21 protein-coding genes are annotated in these 20,523 nt (G+C 50.9%); 10 read left to right on the top strand and 11 right to left on the bottom strand.

Annotated elements, in window-relative coordinates:
* Window positions 1-204 precede the first annotated feature (204 nt).
* Both hexR and pyk read left to right on the top strand, forming a co-directional pair.
* Window positions 205-1,074, top strand: a complete 870-nt coding sequence (hexR, locus tag EAS44_RS11470) for a DNA-binding transcriptional regulator HexR (RefSeq protein WP_001056695.1) — start codon at window positions 205-207, stop codon at window positions 1,072-1,074.
* Between the two features lie 127 nt (window positions 1,075-1,201).
* Window positions 1,202-2,644 (top strand): pyruvate kinase, encoded by a 1,443-nt coding sequence (gene pyk / locus EAS44_RS11465; protein ID WP_000091149.1) that lies wholly within the window; start codon window positions 1,202-1,204, stop codon window positions 2,642-2,644.
* 131 nt (window positions 2,645-2,775) lie between these two features.
* Here pyk and lpxM read toward each other — a convergent pair whose 3' ends face one another.
* From lpxM to znuA, 3 genes are all read right to left on the bottom strand, one after another.
* Window positions 2,776-3,747 carry a lauroyl-Kdo(2)-lipid IV(A) myristoyltransferase gene (gene lpxM, locus EAS44_RS11460; protein ID WP_001296141.1) on the bottom strand — a complete coding sequence of 324 codons (972 nt, stop codon included), beginning with the start codon at window positions 3,745-3,747 and terminating at the stop codon, window positions 2,776-2,778.
* A 118-nt stretch (window positions 3,748-3,865) separates the two neighbouring features.
* Window positions 3,866-5,188, bottom strand: coding sequence for a murein DD-endopeptidase MepM (gene mepM, locus EAS44_RS11455; RefSeq protein WP_001184045.1), 1,323 nt, complete (start codon window positions 5,186-5,188; stop codon window positions 3,866-3,868).
* Between the two features lie 15 nt (window positions 5,189-5,203).
* The gene (gene znuA, locus EAS44_RS11450; protein ID WP_001347089.1) at window positions 5,204-6,136 is read right to left on the bottom strand and encodes a zinc ABC transporter substrate-binding protein ZnuA; all 933 of its coding nucleotides are present in this window, start codon (window positions 6,134-6,136) and stop codon (window positions 5,204-5,206) included.
* 78 nt (window positions 6,137-6,214) lie between these two features.
* Between znuA and znuC the strand changes: the two genes are divergently transcribed.
* Entirely contained in the window at window positions 6,215-6,970 is a 756-nt protein-coding gene (gene znuC, locus EAS44_RS11445) for a zinc ABC transporter ATP-binding protein ZnuC (RefSeq protein ID WP_000202996.1), read from the top strand.
* On the top strand, window positions 6,967-7,752 hold the full coding sequence (gene znuB / locus EAS44_RS11440) for a zinc ABC transporter permease subunit ZnuB (protein ID WP_000571479.1): 786 nt from the start codon (window positions 6,967-6,969) through the stop codon (window positions 7,750-7,752). Before znuC ends, znuB begins: the two co-directional genes overlap by 4 nt.
* Window positions 7,753-7,968: 216 nt before the next feature.
* Here znuB and ruvB read toward each other — a convergent pair whose 3' ends face one another.
* The 3 genes from ruvB to yobI form a co-directional block, all read right to left on the bottom strand.
* Window positions 7,969-8,979, bottom strand: a complete 1,011-nt coding sequence (ruvB, locus tag EAS44_RS11435) for a Holliday junction branch migration DNA helicase RuvB (RefSeq protein ID WP_000568519.1) — start codon at window positions 8,977-8,979, stop codon at window positions 7,969-7,971.
* Between the two features lie 8 nt (window positions 8,980-8,987).
* A complete protein-coding gene (ruvA, locus tag EAS44_RS11430; RefSeq protein WP_000580323.1) occupies window positions 8,988-9,599 on the bottom strand; it encodes a Holliday junction branch migration protein RuvA in 612 nt (203 codons plus the stop codon).
* A 138-nt stretch (window positions 9,600-9,737) separates the two neighbouring features.
* On the bottom strand, window positions 9,738-9,803 hold the full coding sequence (gene yobI / locus EAS44_RS11425; protein WP_072123646.1) for a stress response small protein YobI: 66 nt from the start codon (window positions 9,801-9,803) through the stop codon (window positions 9,738-9,740).
* A 71-nt stretch (window positions 9,804-9,874) separates the two neighbouring features.
* On the opposite strand from yobI, the gene yebB reads away from it, so the two are divergent.
* On the top strand, window positions 9,875-10,477 hold the full coding sequence (yebB, locus tag EAS44_RS11420; RefSeq protein ID WP_001024939.1) for a YebB family permuted papain-like enzyme: 603 nt from the start codon (window positions 9,875-9,877) through the stop codon (window positions 10,475-10,477).
* 1 nt (window position 10,478) lies between these two features.
* Here the strand turns inward: yebB and ruvC are convergent, their stop codons facing one another.
* Genes ruvC through aspS form a run of 4 tightly spaced genes read right to left on the bottom strand, consistent with a single transcriptional unit; the run spans window position 10,479 to window position 14,021 of the window.
* A complete protein-coding gene (ruvC, locus tag EAS44_RS11415; protein ID WP_001295503.1) occupies window positions 10,479-11,000 on the bottom strand; it encodes a crossover junction endodeoxyribonuclease RuvC in 522 nt (173 codons plus the stop codon).
* Between the two features lie 34 nt (window positions 11,001-11,034).
* A complete protein-coding gene (gene yebC, locus EAS44_RS11410) occupies window positions 11,035-11,775 on the bottom strand; it encodes a YebC/PmpR family DNA-binding transcriptional regulator (RefSeq protein WP_000907234.1) in 741 nt (246 codons plus the stop codon).
* Between the two features lie 28 nt (window positions 11,776-11,803).
* Complete coding sequence (gene nudB, locus EAS44_RS11405; protein WP_077393227.1) at window positions 11,804-12,256, bottom strand: dihydroneopterin triphosphate diphosphatase; 453 nt, start codon at window positions 12,254-12,256, stop codon at window positions 11,804-11,806.
* Window positions 12,249-14,021 carry an aspartate--tRNA ligase gene (aspS, locus tag EAS44_RS11400; RefSeq protein WP_001258675.1) on the bottom strand — a complete coding sequence of 591 codons (1,773 nt, stop codon included), beginning with the start codon at window positions 14,019-14,021 and terminating at the stop codon, window positions 12,249-12,251. Before aspS ends, nudB begins: the two co-directional genes overlap by 8 nt.
* Before the next feature lie 309 nt (window positions 14,022-14,330).
* Here aspS and yecD point away from each other — a divergent pair, with 309 nt between their 5' ends.
* From yecD to cmoB, 5 genes are read left to right on the top strand one after another with little or no spacing between them, the layout of a single operon-like run.
* Window positions 14,331-14,897, top strand: a complete 567-nt coding sequence (gene yecD, locus EAS44_RS11395) for a hydrolase (protein WP_000891620.1) — start codon at window positions 14,331-14,333, stop codon at window positions 14,895-14,897.
* The gene (yecE, locus tag EAS44_RS11390) at window positions 14,894-15,712 is read left to right on the top strand and encodes a DUF72 domain-containing protein (RefSeq protein ID WP_000639256.1); all 819 of its coding nucleotides are present in this window, start codon (window positions 14,894-14,896) and stop codon (window positions 15,710-15,712) included. Before yecD ends, yecE begins: the two co-directional genes overlap by 4 nt.
* A 52-nt stretch (window positions 15,713-15,764) precedes the next feature.
* Complete coding sequence (gene yecN / locus EAS44_RS11385) at window positions 15,765-16,160, top strand: MAPEG family protein (protein ID WP_001313931.1); 396 nt, start codon at window positions 15,765-15,767, stop codon at window positions 16,158-16,160.
* Window positions 16,161-16,200: 40 nt separating this feature from the next.
* Window positions 16,201-16,944: a carboxy-S-adenosyl-L-methionine synthase CmoA gene (cmoA, locus tag EAS44_RS11380; protein WP_000019588.1), complete on the top strand. Its 744-nt coding sequence runs from the start codon at window positions 16,201-16,203 to the stop codon at window positions 16,942-16,944.
* Window positions 16,941-17,912, top strand: coding sequence for a tRNA 5-methoxyuridine(34)/uridine 5-oxyacetic acid(34) synthase CmoB (gene cmoB, locus EAS44_RS11375; RefSeq protein WP_000564725.1), 972 nt, complete (start codon window positions 16,941-16,943; stop codon window positions 17,910-17,912). Before cmoA ends, cmoB begins: the two co-directional genes overlap by 4 nt.
* Before the next feature lie 164 nt (window positions 17,913-18,076).
* Here the strand turns inward: cmoB and torZ are convergent, their stop codons facing one another.
* Window positions 18,077-20,506 (bottom strand): trimethylamine N-oxide reductase TorZ, encoded by a 2,430-nt coding sequence (gene torZ, locus EAS44_RS11370; RefSeq protein ID WP_000176867.1) that lies wholly within the window; start codon window positions 20,504-20,506, stop codon window positions 18,077-18,079.
* Window positions 20,507-20,523: the final 17 nt, after the last annotated feature.

Raw genomic sequence — 20,523 nt, 5'->3', positions numbered from 1 at the left:
GCGCGCAAAGTGCGGCAAAACTGATAAAAAAATCATCGTTTTCCATTGGGTAAAAATCTGACACTGATCATGTTATGAAAAAAAATAACAACTTTTTTATCTGCTTTTGTCATTAACACAGCACACAGGCGTAATATCTGACAAAACTGCATTTCGATTTCTTTCAGAGCGGAAATCGTCATTACCCGTGAGTCTCTTTACATCATGAATATGCTGGAAAAAATCCAGTCTCAGCTGGAACATTTGAGCAAATCTGAGCGCAAAGTTGCCGAGGTCATTCTGGCTTCGCCCGATAACGCGATCCATTCGAGTATTGCTGCTCTGGCGCTGGAAGCCAATGTTAGCGAACCGACGGTGAATCGTTTCTGTCGCAGCATGGACACTCGCGGTTTTCCTGATTTTAAACTTCATCTGGCACAAAGTCTGGCGAATGGCACTCCCTATGTTAATCGCAACGTCAATGAAGATGACAGCGTTGAATCATACACGGGGAAAATATTTGAGTCCGCAATGGCAACGCTCGATCATGTCCGTCATTCACTGGATAAATCTGCCATCAACCGCGCCGTCGACTTGCTCACTCAGGCAAAAAAAATCGCCTTTTTCGGATTAGGTTCTTCAGCCGCCGTTGCCCACGATGCGATGAATAAGTTCTTTCGTTTTAATGTTCCGGTGGTGTACTCCGATGATATCGTGCTGCAACGCATGAGTTGTATGAATTGTAGCGACGGAGACGTGGTGGTGCTGATTTCTCATACTGGAAGAACAAAAAATCTGGTCGAGCTGGCGCAGCTGGCACGCGAAAACGACGCTATGGTAATTGCCCTCACCTCTGCGGGTACCCCGCTCGCCCGGGAAGCAACGCTGGCAATTACCCTCGACGTACCGGAAGACACTGACATTTATATGCCCATGGTTTCTCGACTTGCACAGTTGACCGTGATAGATGTGCTGGCGACAGGATTTACTTTGCGGCGCGGTACAAAATTCAGAGATAACTTGAAGCGGGTCAAGGAAGCGCTGAAGGAATCGCGTTTTGATAAGCAGTTACTTAATTTAAGTGACGATCGCTAAAAACGATTGTCACTGTCCTAATCTTATACGACATCCGAATGAGATTAATTTATCGCCATCGCGGCGTTATTTCATTCGGATTTCATGTTCAAGCAACACCTGGTTGTTTCAGTCAACGGAGTATTACATGTCCAGAAGGCTTCGCAGAACTAAAATCGTTACCACGTTAGGCCCGGCAACAGATCGCGATAATAACCTTGAAAAAGTTATCGCGGCGGGTGCCAACGTTGTACGTATGAATTTTTCTCACGGCTCGCCTGAAGATCACAAAATGCGCGCGGATAAAGTTCGTGAGATTGCCGCAAAACTGGGGCGTCATGTGGCTATTCTGGGTGACCTCCAGGGGCCCAAAATCCGTGTATCCACCTTTAAAGAAGGCAAAGTTTTCCTCAATATTGGGGATAAATTCCTGCTCGACGCCAACCTGGGTAAAGGTGAAGGCGACAAAGAAAAAGTCGGTATCGACTACAAAGGCCTGCCTGCTGACGTTGTGCCTGGTGACATCCTGCTGCTGGACGATGGTCGCGTCCAGTTAAAAGTACTGGAAGTCCAGGGCATGAAAGTGTTCACCGAAGTGACCGTCGGTGGTCCCCTCTCCAACAATAAAGGTATCAACAAACTTGGCGGCGGTTTGTCGGCTGAAGCGCTGACCGAAAAAGACAAAGCAGACATTAAGACTGCGGCGTTAATTGGCGTAGATTACCTGGCTGTCTCCTTCCCACGCTGCGGCGAAGATCTGAACTATGCCCGTCGCCTGGCACGCGATGCAGGATGTGATGCGAAAATTGTTGCCAAGGTTGAACGTGCGGAAGCCGTTTGCAGCCAGGAGGCAATGGATGACATCATCCTCGCCTCTGACGTGGTAATGGTTGCTCGCGGCGACCTCGGTGTGGAAATTGGCGATCCGGAACTGGTCGGCATTCAGAAAGCGTTGATCCGTCGTGCGCGTCAGCTTAACCGCGCGGTAATCACTGCGACCCAGATGATGGAGTCAATGATTACTAACCCGATGCCGACGCGTGCAGAAGTCATGGACGTAGCAAACGCCGTTCTGGATGGTACTGACGCTGTGATGCTGTCGGCAGAAACTGCTGCTGGTCAATACCCGTCAGAAACTGTTGCAGCCATGGCGCGCGTTTGCCTGGGGGCGGAAAAAATCCCGAGCATCAACGTTTCTAAACACCGTCTGGACGTTCAGTTCGACAATGTGGAAGAAGCTATTGCCATGTCAGCAATGTACGCGGCTAACCACCTGAAAGGCGTTACGGCGATCATCACCATGACCGAATCGGGTCGTACCGCGCTGATGACCTCCCGTATCAGCTCTGGTCTGCCAATTTTCGCCATGTCACGCCATGAACGTACGCTGAACCTGACTGCTCTCTATCGCGGCGTTACGCCGGTGCACTTTGATAGCGCTAATGACGGCGTAGCGGCTGCCAGCGAAGCGGTTAATCTGCTGCGCGATAAAGGTTACTTGATGTCTGGTGACCTGGTGATTGTCACCCAGGGCGACGTGATGAGTACCGTGGGTTCTACTAATACCACGCGTATTTTAACGGTAGAGTAAGTACGTTGCCGGATGCGGCGAAAACGCCTCATCCGGCCTACAGTTCAATGATAATTCAACAGATTTCGAATCTTCTGAAGCAAACTTGAACTTATCATCAGTCGAAGGCCTCTCCTCGCGAGAGGCATTTTTTATTTGATGGGATAAAGATCTTTGCGCTTATACGGTTGGATTTCGCCCGGTTTGCGAGTTTTCAGCAATTTTAATATCCAGGTGTATTGTTCTGGTCGCGGACCAACAAAAATCTCGACTTCTTCATTCATCCGCCGCGCAATCGTATGATCATCCGCCTCTAACAGATCATCCATCGGTGGGCGCACCTGAATCGTCAGACGATGCGTCTTGCCATCATAAATCGGAAACAGCGGTACAACGCGCGCACGGCACACTTTCATCAAACGACCAATCGCGGGCAACGTCGCTTTATAGGTGGCAAAGAAATCAACAAATTCGCTGTGTTCTGGGCCATGATCCTGATCGGGTAAATAATATCCCCAGTAACCCTGACGTACCGACTGGATGAATGGTTTAATACCATCATTTCTCGCATGCAGACGACCACCAAAGCGACGGCGCACCGTGTTCCAGACATAATCAAAAACCGGGTTGCCCTGATTATGGAACATCGCTGCCATTTTCTGCCCTTGCGAGGCCATCAGCATGGCAGGAATATCGACGGCCCAACCGTGCGGCACCAGAAAAATCACTTTCTCGTTATTACGCCGCATCTCTTCGATGATCTCCAGCCCTTGCCAGTCAACGCGCGGCTGAATTTTCTCCGGCCCGCGTATTGCCAACTCAGCCATCATTACCATCGCTTGCGGCGCGGTGGCAAACATCTCATCTACAATCGCTTCGCGTTCAGCTTCACTACGTTCTGGAAAGCAGAGCGACAGATTGATTAACGCACGACGGCGTGAGCTTTTTCCCAGTCGTCCGGCAAAACGTCCCAGCCGTGCCAGAATGGGATCACGGAACTTTGGCGGCGTTAAAGCGATACCCGCCATCGCTGCTACGCCCAGCCATGCTCCCCAGTAGCGCGGGTGGCGAAAGGATTTATCAAACTCAGGAATGTATTCGCTATTATTTTTTTTCGTTTCCATGCTTTTCCAGTTTCGGATAAGGCAAAAATCAATCTGGTGATAGTGTAGCGGCGCAACTTGCCCCGCACCAAATAAAAAAGCCGGTACTGACTGCGTACCGGCTGCGAATGGATGTTAATTAATCAAACCGTAGCTGCGGCACAATCTCTTTGGCCTGTGCCAGGAATTCGCGACGATCGGAGCCGGTCAGCCCTTCGGTACGCGGCAGTTTTGCCGTCAGCGGGTTTACGGCCTGCTGGTTTATCCATACTTCATAGTGCAGATGCGGCCCGGTTGAACGTCCGGTATTACCGGAAAGCGCGATACGGTCGCCACGTTTCACCTTCTGTCCCGGTTTCACCAGGATCTTGCGCAAGTGCATATAACGCGTGGTGTAGCTGCGACCATGACGAATAGCCACATAATAACCTGCTGCGCCACTGCGTTTGGCAACCACCACTTCACCGTCACCCACTGAAAGCACTGGCGTACCTTGTGGCATGGCAAAATCAACACCTCTGTGTGGCGCAACGCGACCGGTCACCGGATTAGTACGACGCGGGTTAAAGTTAGATGAGATACGGAACTGTTTCGCCGTCGGGAATCGCAAGAATCCTTTCGCCAGACCAGTACCGTTACGATCGTAGAATTTGCCATCTTCAGCGCGGATTGCGTAATAATCTTTACCTTCTGAACGCAAACGTACGCCCAGCAGCTGGCTTTGCTCACGTTTACCATCAAGCATTTCTCGTGACATTAACACCGCAAATTCATCGCCTTTTTTCAGTTTGCGGAAATCCATTTGCCACTGCATGGCTTTAATCACTGCGCTCACTTCGGCGCTGGTTAAACCGGCGTTTCTGGCGCTGGCAACAAAGCTTCCCCCGACGGTACCTTTCAGCAGATTGTTGACCCACTCTCCTTGCTGCATTTCGCTGGTCATTTTAAAACCGTTAGCGGCAGTACGGTCATAGGTTCGGGTTTCACGACGAGACACTTCCCAGGTGAGGCGCTGCAGTTCGCCGTCCGCGGTTAATGTCCAGGAGAGTTGTTGACCGATTTTCAGGTTACGCAATTCTTTGTCGGCAGCAGCCAGTTGGGTGATATCACCCATATCAATACCATACTGATTGAGAATGCTGCTTAGCGTATCGCCAGTGGAAACAACATATTCATGCACGCCCGCTTCACCGGCGATTTTGTCATCCAGTTCGTCCTGGGGAATGGCTTCATCTTCTTGTGCAGCTTGATCAATCGGCTCACTGGCTTCAGGTAAGAGCGAACGAATTTCGTTCTGTTCCAGCTCAATGGTTTTGACAATTGGCGTGGCATCGCGGTGATAAACATAGGGCCGCCAGACAGCGACGGCCAGAGTAAGAACGGTGAGCGACCCCAACATAACGCGGTGTGGTCGCGGTAAATTATTAAACGCCAGGGCGACAGAGCGGGCTATCTGTTGCACGTAATCACTTCCTCATTAATCTCCTTTCAGGCAGCTCGCATACTGGTTGGCTAATTGATTCAGGAATTCTGAATAGCTTGTTTTACCCAGTTTGATATTCGTCCCCAGGGGATCCAACGTTCCCATACGAACGGATGTCCCTCGTGCGACGCTCTCAACGACCGCTGGCCTGAACTGTGGCTCAGCAAAAACGCAGGTTGCTTTTTGCTCAACCAACTGTGTTCTTATTTCATGTAAACGCTGCGCGCCAGGTTGAATCTCAGGGTTAACGGTAAAATGACCAAGCGGTGTCAGTCCGAACTGTTTTTCGAAGTAGCCGTAAGCATCGTGAAAAACGAAATAACCTTTCCCCTTGAGCGGCGCGAGCTCGTTACCAACCTGCGTTTCGGTTGAGGCTAATTGTGCCTCAAAATCCTTCAGGTTGGCGTCAAGTTTGGCTCGACTTTGCGGCATAAGTTCCACTAATTTTCCATGGATTGCAACCGCTGTAGCCCGCGCTATCTCTGGGGAAAGCCAAAGATGCATGTTGAAATCGCCGTGATGGTGATCTTCGTCACTTTTTTCCGCGTGATCGTGATCATCATCATCGTCGTGAATACTTTTCATCAGCAGCGGTTTCACATCTTCTAGCTGCGCAATCGTTACCTGTTTCGCTTCTGGTAATTTACTTACCGGTTTTTGCATGAACGCTTCCATCTCCGGGCCAACCCAAACGACTAAGTCCGCGTTCTGTAAGCGTTTTACATCCGATGGACGCAGTGAATAATCATGTTCTGAAGCGCCGTCAGGCAGTAAAACCTGCGTTTCTGTTACCCCATCAGCAATGGCAGAAGCGATGAACCCAACGGGTTTAAGCGAAGCGACAACGGCGGCATCTGCGGCCTGTGTTGCACCGCCCCAGAGAGCGGCGGATAATGCTGCGAAAAGAAGCGTTTTTTTATGTAACATAATGCGACCAATCATCGTAATGAATATGAGAACTGTGATATTATAACATTTCATAACTACTGCAAGACTAAAATTAACATGACAAGTCTGGTTTCCCTGGAAAATGTCTCGGTTTCTTTTGGCCAACGCCGCGTCCTCTCTGATGTGTCGCTGGAACTTAAACCTGGAAAAATTTTGACTTTACTTGGGCCAAACGGCGCAGGTAAGTCGACACTGGTACGGGTAGTGCTCGGACTGGTAACACCCGATGAAGGGGTTATCAAGCGCAACGGAAAACTGCGCATCGGCTATGTACCGCAGAAGCTGTATCTCGACACCACGTTGCCACTGACCGTAAACCGTTTTTTACGCTTACGCCCTGGCACACATAAAGAAGATATTTTGCCTGCACTGAAACGTGTCCAGGCCGGGCATCTGATTAACGCACCGATGCAAAAGCTCTCGGGTGGCGAAACGCAGCGTGTACTGTTAGCGCGAGCATTGTTAAATCGACCGCAATTATTAGTGCTGGATGAACCCACTCAGGGCGTGGATGTGAATGGTCAGGTGGCGTTATATGACCTTATTGACCAACTGCGTCGTGAACTGGATTGTGGCGTTTTAATGGTATCTCACGATCTGCATCTGGTAATGGCAAAAACCGATGAAGTGCTTTGCCTGAATCACCACATTTGTTGTTCCGGCACACCGGAAGTTGTTTCCCTGCATCCGGAGTTTATTTCTATGTTTGGTCCTCGTGGTGCTGAACAACTGGGTATCTATCGCCATCATCATAATCATCGTCACGATTTACAGGGACGAATTGTTTTGCGTCGGGGAAATGATCGCTCATGATTGAATTATTATTTCCCGGTTGGTTAGCCGGGATCATGCTCGCCTGTGCCGCGGGTCCGCTGGGTTCGTTTGTAGTCTGGCGTCGTATGTCTTATTTCGGTGATACGCTGGCTCATGCCTCATTACTTGGCGTCGCGTTTGGTTTGTTGCTGGACGTGAATCCATTCTATGCGGTGATTGCAGTTACGCTGCTGCTGGCGGGCGGTCTGGTATGGCTGGAGAAGCGTCCACAGCTGGCGATCGACACGTTATTAGGGATTATGGCGCACAGTGCCCTGTCGCTGGGCCTGGTGGTCGTTAGTCTGATGTCTAATATTCGTGTTGATTTGATGGCTTACCTGTTCGGTGATTTACTGGCAGTGACGCCAGAAGATCTCATCTCTATTGCGATTGGCGTGGTCATCGTGGTGGCTATTTTGTTCTGGCAATGGCGCAATTTGCTGTCGATGACGATTAGCCCGGATCTGGCGTTTGTTGATGGTGTGAAATTACAGCGCGTGAAATTGTTGTTGATGCTGGTGACGGCATTGACGATTGGTGTAGCGATGAAATTTGTCGGCGCGTTGATTATTACTTCACTGCTGATTATTCCTGCTGCTACTGCACGTCGCTTTGCCCGCACGCCGGAACAGATGGCTGGTGTCGCTGTTTTGGTGGGGATGGTGGCAGTGACTGGCGGTTTAACCTTTTCCGCATTTTACGATACACCTGCAGGCCCGTCGGTGGTGCTATGCGCGGCACTGTTATTTATTCTCAGTATGATGAAAAAACAGGCCAGCTAATCTTTCGCTGAACATATTTGTCGGATGCGGCGCGAGCGCCTTATCCGACCTTGTATTATCCCTCCAGTGCAGAGAAAATCGGCCAGTTTTCTCTGCCTGCAGTCCGCATGCCGTATCCGACCTACGGTTCGCTATCTCTGGTAGGCCTGATAAGACGAACAGCGTCGCATCAGGCACACTGCCAGTGTCGGATGCGGCGCGAGCGACCAATCCGACTTACGGCATTTCTGGCGGCGTTATGCCAAAGTGATTCCACGCCCGCGTCGTCGCCATACGCCCACGCGGTGTACGCTGCAAAAAGCCTTGCTGAATCAAATAAGGTTCCAGTACATCCTCAATGGTTTCACGTTCTTCGCCAATGGCTGCCGCCAGGTTATCCAGACCTACCGGCCCACCAAAGAACTTATCGATTACCGCCAGCAACAATTTGCGGTCCATATAATCGAAACCTTCAGCATCGACATTCAACATATCCAGCGCCTGAGCAGCGATATCTGCCGAGATGGTGCCATCGTGCTTCACTTCGGCGAAATCACGCACTCGACGCAGCAGACGGTTGGCAATACGTGGCGTACCGCGCGCACGACGAGCAACTTCCAGCGCGCCGTCATCACTCATCTCAAGCCCCATAAAGCGTGCGCTGCGACTGACGATATATTGCAGATCCGGCACCTGATAAAACTCCAGACGTTGCACAATACCAAAACGATCGCGCAACGGTGATGTCAGCGAACCTGCGCGCGTGGTTGCACCAATCAGGGTAAACGGCGGCAAATCAATTTTAATGGAGCGTGCCGCCGGACCTTCACCAATCATGATATCCAGTTGGTAATCTTCCATTGCCGGATACAACACCTCTTCCACCACTGGTGAAAGACGGTGGATCTCATCAATAAACAGTACATCGTGTGGTTCAAGGTTAGTGAGCATTGCTGCCAGATCGCCCGCCTTTTCCAGCACCGGACCAGAAGTCGTGCGTAAATTAACGCCCATTTCATTGGCGACAATATTGGCAAGCGTAGTTTTACCCAACCCCGGAGGACCAAAAATCAATAGATGATCGAGGGCATCGCCGCGCAGTTTCGCTGCTTTGATGAAAATCTCCATCTGCGAACGAACCTGCGGCTGACCAACATACTCTTCCAGTAATTTAGGGCGAATGGCGCGATCTGCCACATCTTCCGGCAAAGTGGTACCGGCAGAAATCAGACGGTCTGCTTCAATCATCCTTTACCTCATAACGCGGCGCGTAGGGCTTCGCGAATTAATGTTTCACTGCTGGCGTCAGGGCGAGCGATTTTGCTCACCATGCGGCTTGCTTCTTGTGGTTTATAGCCCAGTGCCACCAGCGCAGCAACCGCTTCCTGTTCAGCATCGTCGGTCGCCGGGCTGGCAGGAGACGTGAGTACCAGGTCGGCGGCTGGCGTAAAGAGATCGCCATGCAAACCTTTAAATCGGTCTTTCATTTCGACAATCAAGCGTTCGGCGGTTTTTTTGCCAATACCCGGCAGTTTCACCAGTGCCCCCACTTCTTCACGCTCAACGGCATTAACGAACTGCTGCGCTGACATTCCGGAGAGGATCGCCAGCGCCAACTTCGGGCCGACGCCGTTGGTTTTGATCAACTCTTTGAACAACGTGCGCTCTTGTTTATTGTTAAAACCGTACAGCAGTTGCGCGTCTTCACGCACCACAAAGTGGGTGAAAACGATCGCTTCCTGACCCGCTTCAGGGAGTTCATAAAAACAGGTCATCGGCATATGCACTTCATAGCCTACGCCGCCCACTTCAATTAACACCAGCGGGGGTTGTTTTTCAATGATGATGCCTCTGAGTCTGCCTATCACATGACGCTCCTGCGTAATGAATCAAAGATAATGCTGTATGATAAAAAAATGCTGGATAGATATCCAGCGAAGGATGAAGAAAACTTGCGAGGTGTCTCGATGATCTGAAAAATGGCGCAGTATAATTTATTCTACAGATTATATTGGAAGCAAATATTTAAATATTACATATTCAGCGAAGAAATGTGTAATAAAAATACACATTGCGCCCCCTGAAAAAAATAAATTTTTTATGCTATTACGTATATTCATATCTATTTCAATGGAATGACAACGTGAATATTAATTATCCTGCTGAATATGAAATTGGTGATATCGTCTTTACATGTATAGGTGCTACCTTATTTGGTCAAATATCAGCTGCATCAAATTGCTGGAGTAATCACGTCGGGATCATTATCGGTCATAACGGTGAAGACTTTCTGGTTGCAGAAAGCCGTGTTCCCCTCTCAACCATCACTACGCTATCCCGTTTTATTAAACGCTCTGCTAATCAACGCTATGCTATAAAGCGATTAGACGCCGGGCTAACAGAACAACAAAAACAACGAATTGTTGAACAGGTTCCCTCCCGGCTACGCAAACTTTACCACACCGGTTTTAAATACGAATCTTCGCGCCAGTTCTGTTCAAAATTTGTTTTTGATATTTATAAAGAGGCGCTATGTATTCCGGTGGGTGAAATAGAGACATTTGGAGAATTGTTAAATAGCAATCCGAATGCAAAACTCACTTTCTGGAAATTCTGGTTCTTAGGTTCTATTCCGTGGGAGCGTAAAACCGTCACGCCAGCCAGTTTGTGGCATCATCCGGGTTTGGTGTTGATTCACGCGGTGGGAGTTGAAACGCCTCAGCCTGAACTGACCGAGGCGGTATAACTTAACGCAGTCGCCCTCTCGCCAGGTTCAGTCGCGATTCGCTCATTTGCATCGCATTCTGACTAACGTGGCAGTGGGTGATGGCAATCGCCAGCGCATCGGCGGCATCCGCCTGTGGATTAGCGGGCAGTTTCAGCAAGGTGCGGACCATATGCTGCACCTGGCTTTTTTCGGCACTACCAATACCTACCACTGTTTGCTTTACCTGACGTGCCGCATATTCAAATACCGGCAATTCCTGATTCACCGCCGCCACAATCGCCACGCCGCGCGCCTGCCCCAGTTTCAGGGCTGAGTCAGCGTTCTTCGCCATAAAGACCTGTTCAATGGCGAAATAATCAGGCTGGAATTGGGTGATGATTTCCGTCACGCCCGCATAGATGAGCTTCAGACGAGACGGTAAATCATCCACTTTGGTGCGTATGCATCCGCTACCCAGGTAGGACAGTTGCCTGCCTACCTGGCGGATGACGCCATAGCCGGTCACGCGCGAACCCGGGTCAATGCCGAGAATAATAGCCATCACGCGTCTCCGTTTTGCTGTTTAGCAGGCCTCATCAGAGAGTCGCTGCAACCTCATCAGAGATTTCACCGTTATGGTAAACTTCCTGCACGTCGTCGCAATCTTCCAGCATATCGATCAGACGCATCAGTTTCGGTGCGGTTTCTGCATCCATATCAGCTTTGGTGGACGGGATCATGGAAACTTCCGCGCTGTCTGCTTTCAGACCTGCCGCTTCCAGAGCGTCGCGTACTTTGCCCATTTCTTCCCATGCAGTGTAGACATCAATCGCGCCGTCATCATAGGTCACAACGTCTTCAGCACCGGCTTCCAGGGCTGCTTCCATGATGGTGTCTTCATCGCCTTTCTCGAAGGAGATCACGCCTTTTTTGCTGAACAAATAAGCTACGGAACCATCAGTACCGAGGTTACCGCCACATTTGCTGAATGCATGACGCACTTCAGCAACGGTACGGTTGCGGTTGTCAGACAGACATTCAATCATGATTGCCGTGCCGCCAGGACCGTAACCTTCGTAGATGATGGTTTCCATGTTTGCATCATCATCACCGCCCACACCTCGTGCAATTGCGCGGTTCAGAGTGTCACGGGTCATGTTGTTAGACAGTGCTTTATCAATTGCTGCACGCAAACGCGGGTTAGCGTCCGGATCACCACCGCCCAGCTTAGCCGCGGTTACCAGCTCACGAATGATTTTAGTGAAGATTTTACCGCGCTTAGCATCCTGCGCAGCTTTACGATGTCTGGTGTTGGCCCATTTACTATGACCTGCCATAAAAATATCTCCAGATAGCCCTGCCTGTTCAGGCAGCGTTAATTACAAACTGTTCAATCGCCTGCCGGTTGCTCCAGGACTTAGTGAGCGCCGCCGCAGCAGACGCATCAAGCCACTTGTAAGCCAGATGTTCAGTGAAAACGATCTGGCGCTCGTGCGGAAGCGCAAGACAGAACCATGATTCCGTATTACGCGTCACGCCCGGCGCATAGCGATGACGTAAATGTGAAAAAATTTCAAACTCTACCGTGCGCTGACAGTCAATTAAGGTCAGTTGTTCAGCGACAACATCAATGGTGACCTCTTCCTTTACTTCGCGCATGGCAGCTTGCGGCGCGGTTTCACCCTCTTCCACGCTGCCGGTTACCGACTGCCAGAAATCGGGATCGTCACGCCGCTGCAACATCAGCACCCGTTTCGTATCTTGTGCGTAGATGACCACTAAGATCGAAACGGGACGCTTATAAGCCATATCAGTTATTCTCAGCCTTCTTCACAACCTGAATGCTCAGCTCAGCCAGTGCAGTCGGGTTAGCAAAGCTCGGTGCTTCAGTCATCAGACACGCTGCCGCCGTGGTTTTCGGGAAGGCGATAACGTCACGGATATTGTCGGTGCCGGTCAGCAGCATCGTCAGACGGTCAAGACCGAATGCCAGACCTGCGTGCGGCGGAGTACCGTATTTCAGGGCGTCGAGCAGGAAGCCGAATTTCTCGCGCTGTTCCTCTTCGTTGATACCCAGAATACCAAACACCGTCTGCTGCATATCACCATTATGGATACGCACAGAACCACCGCCCACTTCGTAACCATTGATGACCATATCGTAAGCGTTAGCCACCGCATTTTCCGGTGCAGCTTTCAGTTCTGCTGCCGTCATGTCTTTCGGTGAGGTGAACGGATGGTGCATTGCTGTCAGGCCGCCTTCACCGTCGTCTTCAAACATCGGGAAGTCGATAACCCACAGCGGTGCCCATTTGCTTTCGTCGGTCAGACCAAGGTCTTTACCCACTTTCAGGCGCAGTGCGCCCATCGCGTCGGCAACAATTTTCTTGTTGTCGGCACCGAAGAAAATCATATCGCCATCTTGCGCGCCAGTACGCTCCAGGATGGCTTCGATGATTTCTGCATTAAGGAACTTCGCTACCGGGCTATTGATACCTTCCAGACCTTTCGCGCGTTCGTTAACTTTGATGTAAGCCAGACCTTTCGCGCCGTAGATTTTAACGAAGTTACCGTATTCGTCGATCTGCTTACGGGTCAACGATGCGCCGCCCGGAACACGCAGAGCGGCAACACGGCCTTTCGGATCGTTCGCCGGACCTGCAAATACTGCAAACTCAACAGATTTCAGCAGATCGGCAACGTCGGTCAGTTCCATCGGGTTACGCAGATCCGGTTTATCAGAACCATAACGGCGTTCTGCTTCTGCAAAGGTCATTACCGGGAAATCGCCCAGATCCACGCCCTTCACTTCCAGCCACAGATGACGCACCAGCGCTTCCATCACTTCACGCACTTGCGGCGCGGTCATGAAAGAAGTTTCCACATCGATCTGAGTAAATTCAGGCTGACGGTCAGCACGCAGGTCTTCGTCACGGAAGCATTTAACGATCTGATAGTAGCGGTCAAAGCCGGACATCATCAGTAGCTGTTTGAACAACTGCGGGGATTGCGGCAGCGCGTAGAATTTACCTTTGTGCACACGAGAAGGCACCAGGTAGTCACGCGCGCCTTCCGGCGTGGCTTTGGTCAGCATCGGAGTTTCGATGTCGAGGAAGCCGTGGTCATCCATAAAACGGCGCACCAGGCTGGTGATTTTAGCGCGGGTTTTCAGGCGCTGAGCCATTTCCGGGCGACGCAGGTCGAGGTAGCGGTATTTCAGACGCGCTTCTTCGGTGTTGACGTGGTTAGAGTCAAGCGGCAGAACATCTGCACGATTGATGATAGTCAGCGAGGACGCCAGTACTTCGATTTCGCCAGTCGCCATATCGCGGTTAATATTTTTTTCGTCACGCGCACGTACGGTGCCCGTGACCTGAATGCAGAACTCATTACGCAGTTCAGAGGCCAGCTTTAACGCGTCCGCACGATCCGGATCGAAAAATACCTGCACGATACCTTCGCGGTCGCGCATATCGATGAAGATCAGGCTACCAAGATCACGACGACGGTTGACCCAACCACACAGAGTCACCTGCTGCCCCACGTGGGACAAACGGAGCTGTCCACAATATTCTGTACGCATGAGATATCCCTTAACTTAGCTGCCGGCGGATGCCCCCTGCTGCGCAGGTGACCAAGTCGCAGCGTTAGCTGTATGTCACAACTGAATGAAAAAAGGCGGCTATTATACTGGAAATTCTGCCGCACCGTAAGAGCCTGGCCCGCGCTGGAACGCCTCGTTACCACTTTATATCGGGCCTGAAATCAGACTCTACGCCAGTTTGCTATAAAGGTGTTGCCCGAACTCATAAAAATTAACAAAATTTGTCGTTCCGCCATCGGCTAATCGCATTAAGGTGAGAGGCACGATTTTGTTTTGTCAGGAGTCATCATGCTTGAACTTAATGCTAAAACCACCGCGCTGGTGGTGATTGATTTACAAGAAGGCATCTTACCTTTTGCCGGAGGTCCACATACTGCCGATGAGGTGGTTAATCGCGCCGGGAAGCTGGCGGCGAAATTTCGCGCCAGCGGTCAGCCCGTGTTTCTGGTGCGCGTTGGCTGGTCTGCCGATTACGCCGAAGCATTAAAACAGCCGGTTGATGCCCCCTCCCCCGCAAAAGTGTTGCCCGAAAACTGGTGGCAACATCCTGCTGCATTAGGTGCAACCGACAGCGATATCGAAATCATCAAACGTCAATGGGGTGCGTTTTACGGTACGGATCTGGAGTTGCAATTACGCCGCCGGGGTATCGATACAATAGTGTTATGTGGGATCTCGACCAATATCGGTGTTGAATCCACCGCCCGCAATGCCTGGGAACTCGGTTTTAATCTGGTGATTGCCGAAGATGCCTGTAGCGCCGCTAGCGCCGAGCAGCACAATAACAGCATTAATCATATCTACCCGCGCATCGCCCGTGTGCGCAGTGTGGAAGAGATCCTCCACGCGTTATGATTTACATCGGTTTGCCGCAATGGTCGCATCCTAAATGGGTGCGGTTGGGGATCACCAACCTTGAAGAGTATGCCCGCAACTTTAACTGCGTGGAGGGTAACACCACGCTTTATGCCCTGCCGAAACCCGAGGTTGTCCTGCGCTGGCGTGAGCAGACCACAGATGACTTCCGCTTCTGTTTTAAGTTTCCGGCGACCATTTCGCATCAGGCAGCATTACGGCATTGCGATGATTTAGTGACTGAATTTTTGACCCGCATGTCACCGTTGGCTCCGCGCATTGGACAATACTGGCTGCAACTGCCTGCCACATTCGGCCCACGAGAGCTGCCTGCGCTTTGGCATTTTCTCGATTCTCTTCCCGGTGAATTTAATTATGGGGTGGAAGTCCGCCATCCACAGTTTTTCGCCAAAGGGGAAGAGGAACAAACGCTTAATCGCGGTTTACATCAGCGCGGCGTTAATCGGGTGATTTTAGACAGCCGCCCGGTTCATGCAGCACGTCCACACAGTGAAGCTATTCGCGACGCTCAACGAAAAAAACCTAAAGTTCCGGTACATGCTGTACTGACGGCGAAAAATCCACTGATCCGTTTTATCGGTAGTGATGATATGACGCAAAACCGGGAGTTATTTCAGGTCTGGTTACAAAAATTAGCACAGTGGCATCAGACCACTACGCCTTATCTTTTTTTACATACGCCAGATATTGCCCAGGCCCCGGAACTGGTACATACCCTGTGGGAAGACTTACGTAAAACGCTTCCAGAGATCGGAGCAGTTCCGGCTATTCCACAGCAATCTTCTCTTTTCTGAATTTGCCACCTATCATAGACAGGTGCCATCGGCCATTTTAAAGGGAGTTTGTATGGTAAGCGCGCTGTATGCCGTTTTAAGTGCGTTGTTATTAATGAAGTTCTCTTTTGATGTCGTTCGCCTGCGAATGCAGTACCGCGTTGCCTATGGCGACGGCGGTTTTAGCGAACTGCAAAGCGCTATTCGCATTCATGGTAACGCGGTGGAATATATTCCTATCGCGATTATGTTGATGCTGTTTATGGAAATGAATGGCGCAGAAACCTGGATGGTGCATATTTGCGGCATCGTTTTGCTTGCTGGTCGTCTGATGCATTATTACGGTTTTCATCACCGTCTGTTCCGCTGGCGACGTTCTGGCATGAGCGCGACCTGGTGTGCGCTGTTGCTGATGGTGCTGGCGAATCTTTGGTATATGCCCTGGGAGTTGGTTTTCTCCCTGCGTTAGCGCACAATACGCCACTTTCTTTTTCCCGGATTTTTACGTTATGTCTCACCGCGACACGCTATTTTCTGCCCCTATCGCCAGACTGGGCGACTGGACCTTTGATGAACGGGTAGCTGAAGTCTTCCCGGATATGATCCAGCGTTCCGTTCCCGGCTATTCCAATATTATTTCCATGATTGGTATGTTAGCCGAGCGCTTCGTTCAACCTGGTACGCAGGTTTACGATCTGGGTTGTTCTCTGGGCGCGGCGACGCTCTCGGTGCGTCGCAACATTCATCATGATAATTGCAAAATTATTGCCATCGATAACTCCCCGGCGATGATTGAACGCTGCCGTCGTCATATTGACGCCTATAAAGCTCCTACGCCAGTAGACGTTATTGAAGGTGATATTCGCGATATCGCCATTGAAAACGCATCGATGGTGGTGCTGAATTTTACCCTGCAATTCCTGGAACCTTCCGAGCGCCAGGCGTTACTGGATAAAATTTATCAAGGGCTGAACCCGGGCGGTGCGCTGGTGCTTTCGGAAAAATTCAGTTTCGAAGATGCCAAAGTTGGTGAATTGCTGTTCAACATGCACCACGACTTTAAACGTGCCAACGGTTACAGCGAACTGGAGATCAGCCAGAAACGCAGCATGCTGGAAAACGTGATGCTGACCGATTCCGTGGAAACCCATAAAGCACGCCTGCATAAAGCCGGTTTTGAGCATAGCGAGCTGTGGTTCCAGTGCTTTAACTTTGGTTCACTGGTGGCATTAAAAGCAGAGGACGCTGCATGATCGACTTTGGTAACTTTTATTCTCTGATTGCCAAAAATCATCTTTCACACTGGCTCGAAACGCTGCCCGCGCAGATTGCTAACTGGCAGCGCGAGCAGCAGCACGGGCTGTTTAAGCAGTGGTCCAACGCGGTGGAATTTCTGCCTGAAATTAAACCGTATCGTCTTGATTTACTGCATAGCGTGACGGCAGAAAGCGAAGAACCACTGAGCGCCGGGCAAATTAAGCGCATTGAAACGCTGATGCGCAACCTGATGCCGTGGCGCAAAGGGCCGTTCTCACTGTATGGCGTCAACATCGATACCGAATGGCGTTCCGACTGGAAATGGGATCGCGTTCTGCCCCATCTTTCTGATTTAACCGGGCGCACCATTCTTGATGTCGGCTGCGGCAGCGGTTATCACATGTGGCGCATGATTGGCGCAGGCGCGCACCTCGCGGTGGGGATCGACCCTACGCAACTGTTTCTGTGCCAGTTTGAAGCGGTGCGTAAACTACTGGGTAACGATCAGCGCGCACATTTGTTACCGTTAGGTATTGAACAACTTCCGGCACTGAAAGCCTTTGATACCGTCTTTTCGATGGGCGTGCTTTATCATCGTCGTTCACCGCTCGAGCATCTCTGGCAGTTGAAAGATCAACTGGTGAATGAGGGTGAACTGGTGCTTGAAACGCTGGTTATTGATGGCGACGAAAACACGGTGCTGGTGCCGGGCGATCGTTACGCTCAAATGCGTAATGTCTATTTCATTCCTTCCGCGCTGGCGCTGAAAAACTGGCTGAAGAAGTGTGGTTTTGTTGATATTCGCATTGCAGATGTGAGCGTTACCACCACAGAAGAGCAGCGACGCACCGAATGGATGGTCACCGAGTCTCTGGCCGATTTTCTCGACCCGCATGATCCGGGTAAAACGGTGGAAGGTTATCCTGCGCCTAAACGCGCGGTGCTGATTGCGCGCAAGCCGTAAAGGTCTGGTAATACTGCCGGATGCGGCGTGAACGCCTTATCCGGCCTACAAAGTCTTGCTAATTCAATATATTGCAGGGGCTATGTAGGCCTGATAAGCATAGCGCATCAGGCAGTTTTGCGTTTGCATAACCTCAGCGCCCGTTTCCGGGCGCTTTTCACGTCTTATGCCTGAACAGCTGGCTGATCAAACGCCGTTAACTTCGGCGCATTGCCCGTATATTTTTCGATATACACCAGCGCAGTGTTACCGGCACAGGCATTCGCCAGCTGCGAGCTGGGGATATCCGCCGTTAACACGTTCGCACTACCGTTTTTACACAAGCCATTTTCCAGATCTAGCCATGCACCTTCATGCACGCATACCACGCCTTTTTTGATCCCGTCAGTCACCACCGCGCCTGTCAGAATCTGACCGCGCTTGTTCCAGACACGCACCAGATCGCCATTCGCAATACCAAAGCGAGCAGCATCTTCGGTGTGAATAGTGATTGGTTCACGATCGGCAACCGCATATTTTTTACGCAGTTCCGCATAGTTAAGCTGACTGTGTAAACGGTGTGCCGGATGTGCGGTCAGAAGCTGCAACTGCTTCTCGTCGGCGGTACCCTTCCACTCATCAGGCGCAAGCCAGGTTGGGTGTGCCGGGCAATCCTTATAGCCAAATTTTTCCAGCGTTCTGGAGTAAATCTCAATTTTGCCGCTTGGTGTACCCAGCGCATTTTTCACCGGATCGGCGCGGAAATCACCATAACGAATGTACTGTTCGTTCTTCTCGCTGCGGCGCATTTCGATCAGTTTATTTTGCTGCCAGAAGGCATTAAACATTGGCATCGTCACGCGTTGCGCACGCGCACCTTTCTGAGCGGCATCATAGAAAAATTTCAGCCACGCCATTTCATCTTTACCTTCGGTATAGATCTCTTTTCCGCCAGGTTTGAGTAATTCAGCAAGATCGGCAAACACGTCAAAATCGTTGCGCGCTTCAAATTGCGGAGCGACAGCCTGCTTCATCGGCACAATATGCTGGTTGCTGTAATCACCGGTCATCGTCAGGTCATTGCGCTCAAACGATGTGGTGATCGGTAATACGATATCTGCATGTTTAGCAGCTGCGGTCCAGTAGCATTCAGAAACGACGATCATCTCCGGTTTCTGCCATGCTTTAATCAGACGATTAGTATCCTGGTGATGGGTAAAGTTACCGCCACCCGCCCACCAGATCATTTTGATATTCGGATACGTTTGTTCTTTACCGTTATGCTGATATTTGCCGCCAGGATTTTCCAGCGCATCGACGATACGGGCAACAGGAATCGCCGTAATTCCGCCATCATCAGCGGCCTCGCTGGCCTGTCCGGCAATCGCCGCAGACATTTCTGGTAGCACTCCGCCAACACGCGTCGGGTTGCCACCGTTGGAGTAATGATAAGAGAAACCAAACCCGCCGCCCGGTGTACCAATCTGCCCTAACATCGCCGCCAGCGTCACCAGCATCCAGTGTTTCTGTTCACCATATTGCTGGCGCTGAATTCCCCAGCCTGCCATCAGCATTGTGCGATTTGCCGCCATCAGTTCAGCGAGTTTGACTATCTGCGCTTCCGGTACGCCAGTAATTTCCGCCGCCCAGGCCGCGCTCTTCGGCGTATTATCGCTCTTACCTGTCAGATACTCTTCAAACTGCGGATACCCGGTAGTGTATTTTTCAAGGAACACTTTATCGTGTTTGCCTTGTGTCATCAGGGTATGCGCAATCCCTAACATCAGTGCCACATCGGTGCCCATATTCGGTGCGATCCAGGTGGCATTATCGCCAAAGAATTCGATGGTTTCGGAGCAGATAGGATCAATGGCAATCACTGGTTTGCCAGATTTTTTCAGCTGATGGAAGTATTCCAGCCCTTGCTCATCGGTACTGCTCCAGGCAATTTTGAGCGTGTTCAGCGGGTTCATCCCCCACAGCACCACCACCTGGCTGTTTTCCAGAATAAGCGGCCAGGAGGTCTGCTGTTCATACACCTCTACAGAACCGACCACATGCGGCATGATCACCTGTGCCGCTCCGGTTGAATAATCGCCGCTATGCCCGGAATAACCGCCCGCCAGGTTCATATAACGTTGCAGTAAGGTTTGCGCTTTATGCAACACGCCAGAAGAACGCCAGCCGTAAGATCCGGCAAAAATGGCCGATGGTCCGTTAGCTTTACGAATACGATCGTGTTGTTCATGAATCAGTTTTAATGCTTGTTCCCAGCTCACCTGTACATAGGTATCTTCGCCACGACCTTTCGCCGGTTGCAGTGGATTATCGAGATAGCTTTTTCTCACCATCGGATGCTGAATACGCGCCGTGGTGTGTACCTGATCCGCCGCCGTAGACTGTAAGGAGTTCGGTATGGTTTTCGCCAGCGCGCCTGTCGAAGAAACAATCTTGCCGTCCTTCACTTCTACGTTCATCGCTCCCCAACGGCCCGCAGTGAGAATTTTGCCGCCCTTCTCTTCTGCCCATGCGGGTAGCGGTGCAGCCGATGTCACCACCAGCGTCCCTGCCGCAATACCGCTATGTTTAATAAATTCACGTCTTGTTAATGTCATAACTTCCTCCCTGATCA

The organism is Escherichia coli DSM 30083 = JCM 1649 = ATCC 11775 (assembly GCF_003697165.2).
Classification (GTDB): Bacteria; Pseudomonadota; Gammaproteobacteria; order Enterobacterales; family Enterobacteriaceae; genus Escherichia; species Escherichia coli.
Note: the sequence above shows the minus strand (reverse complement) of the source record. Positions and strands in the feature narration are given on the sequence as shown.

What these genes read in the sequence shown, in the direction of transcription:
- hexR (WP_001056695.1), top strand. Translation starts at nt 205, where the DNA reads ATGAATATGCTGGAAAAAATCCAGTCTCAGCTGGAACATTTGAGCAAA.
- pyk (WP_000091149.1), top strand. Translation starts at nt 1,202, where the DNA reads ATGTCCAGAAGGCTTCGCAGAACTAAAATCGTTACCACGTTAGGCCCG.
- lpxM (WP_001296141.1), bottom strand. Translation starts at nt 3,747, where the DNA reads ATGGAAACGAAAAAAAATAATAGCGAATACATTCCTGAGTTTGATAAA.
- znuA (WP_001347089.1), bottom strand. Translation starts at nt 6,136, where the DNA reads ATGTTACATAAAAAAACGCTTCTTTTCGCAGCATTATCCGCCGCTCTC.
- znuC (WP_000202996.1), top strand. Translation starts at nt 6,215, where the DNA reads ATGACAAGTCTGGTTTCCCTGGAAAATGTCTCGGTTTCTTTTGGCCAA.
- znuB (WP_000571479.1), top strand. Translation starts at nt 6,967, where the DNA reads ATGATTGAATTATTATTTCCCGGTTGGTTAGCCGGGATCATGCTCGCC.
- ruvB (WP_000568519.1), bottom strand. Translation starts at nt 8,979, where the DNA reads ATGATTGAAGCAGACCGTCTGATTTCTGCCGGTACCACTTTGCCGGAA.
- ruvC (WP_001295503.1), bottom strand. Translation starts at nt 11,000, where the DNA reads ATGGCTATTATTCTCGGCATTGACCCGGGTTCGCGCGTGACCGGCTAT.
- yebC (WP_000907234.1), bottom strand. Translation starts at nt 11,775, where the DNA reads ATGGCAGGTCATAGTAAATGGGCCAACACCAGACATCGTAAAGCTGCG.
- aspS (WP_001258675.1), bottom strand. Translation starts at nt 14,021, where the DNA reads ATGCGTACAGAATATTGTGGACAGCTCCGTTTGTCCCACGTGGGGCAG.
- yecD (WP_000891620.1), top strand. Translation starts at nt 14,331, where the DNA reads ATGCTTGAACTTAATGCTAAAACCACCGCGCTGGTGGTGATTGATTTA.
- yecE (WP_000639256.1), top strand. Translation starts at nt 14,894, where the DNA reads ATGATTTACATCGGTTTGCCGCAATGGTCGCATCCTAAATGGGTGCGG.
- yecN (WP_001313931.1), top strand. Translation starts at nt 15,765, where the DNA reads ATGGTAAGCGCGCTGTATGCCGTTTTAAGTGCGTTGTTATTAATGAAG.
- cmoA (WP_000019588.1), top strand. Translation starts at nt 16,201, where the DNA reads ATGTCTCACCGCGACACGCTATTTTCTGCCCCTATCGCCAGACTGGGC.
- cmoB (WP_000564725.1), top strand. Translation starts at nt 16,941, where the DNA reads ATGATCGACTTTGGTAACTTTTATTCTCTGATTGCCAAAAATCATCTT.
- torZ (WP_000176867.1), bottom strand. Translation starts at nt 20,506, where the DNA reads ATGACATTAACAAGACGTGAATTTATTAAACATAGCGGTATTGCGGCA.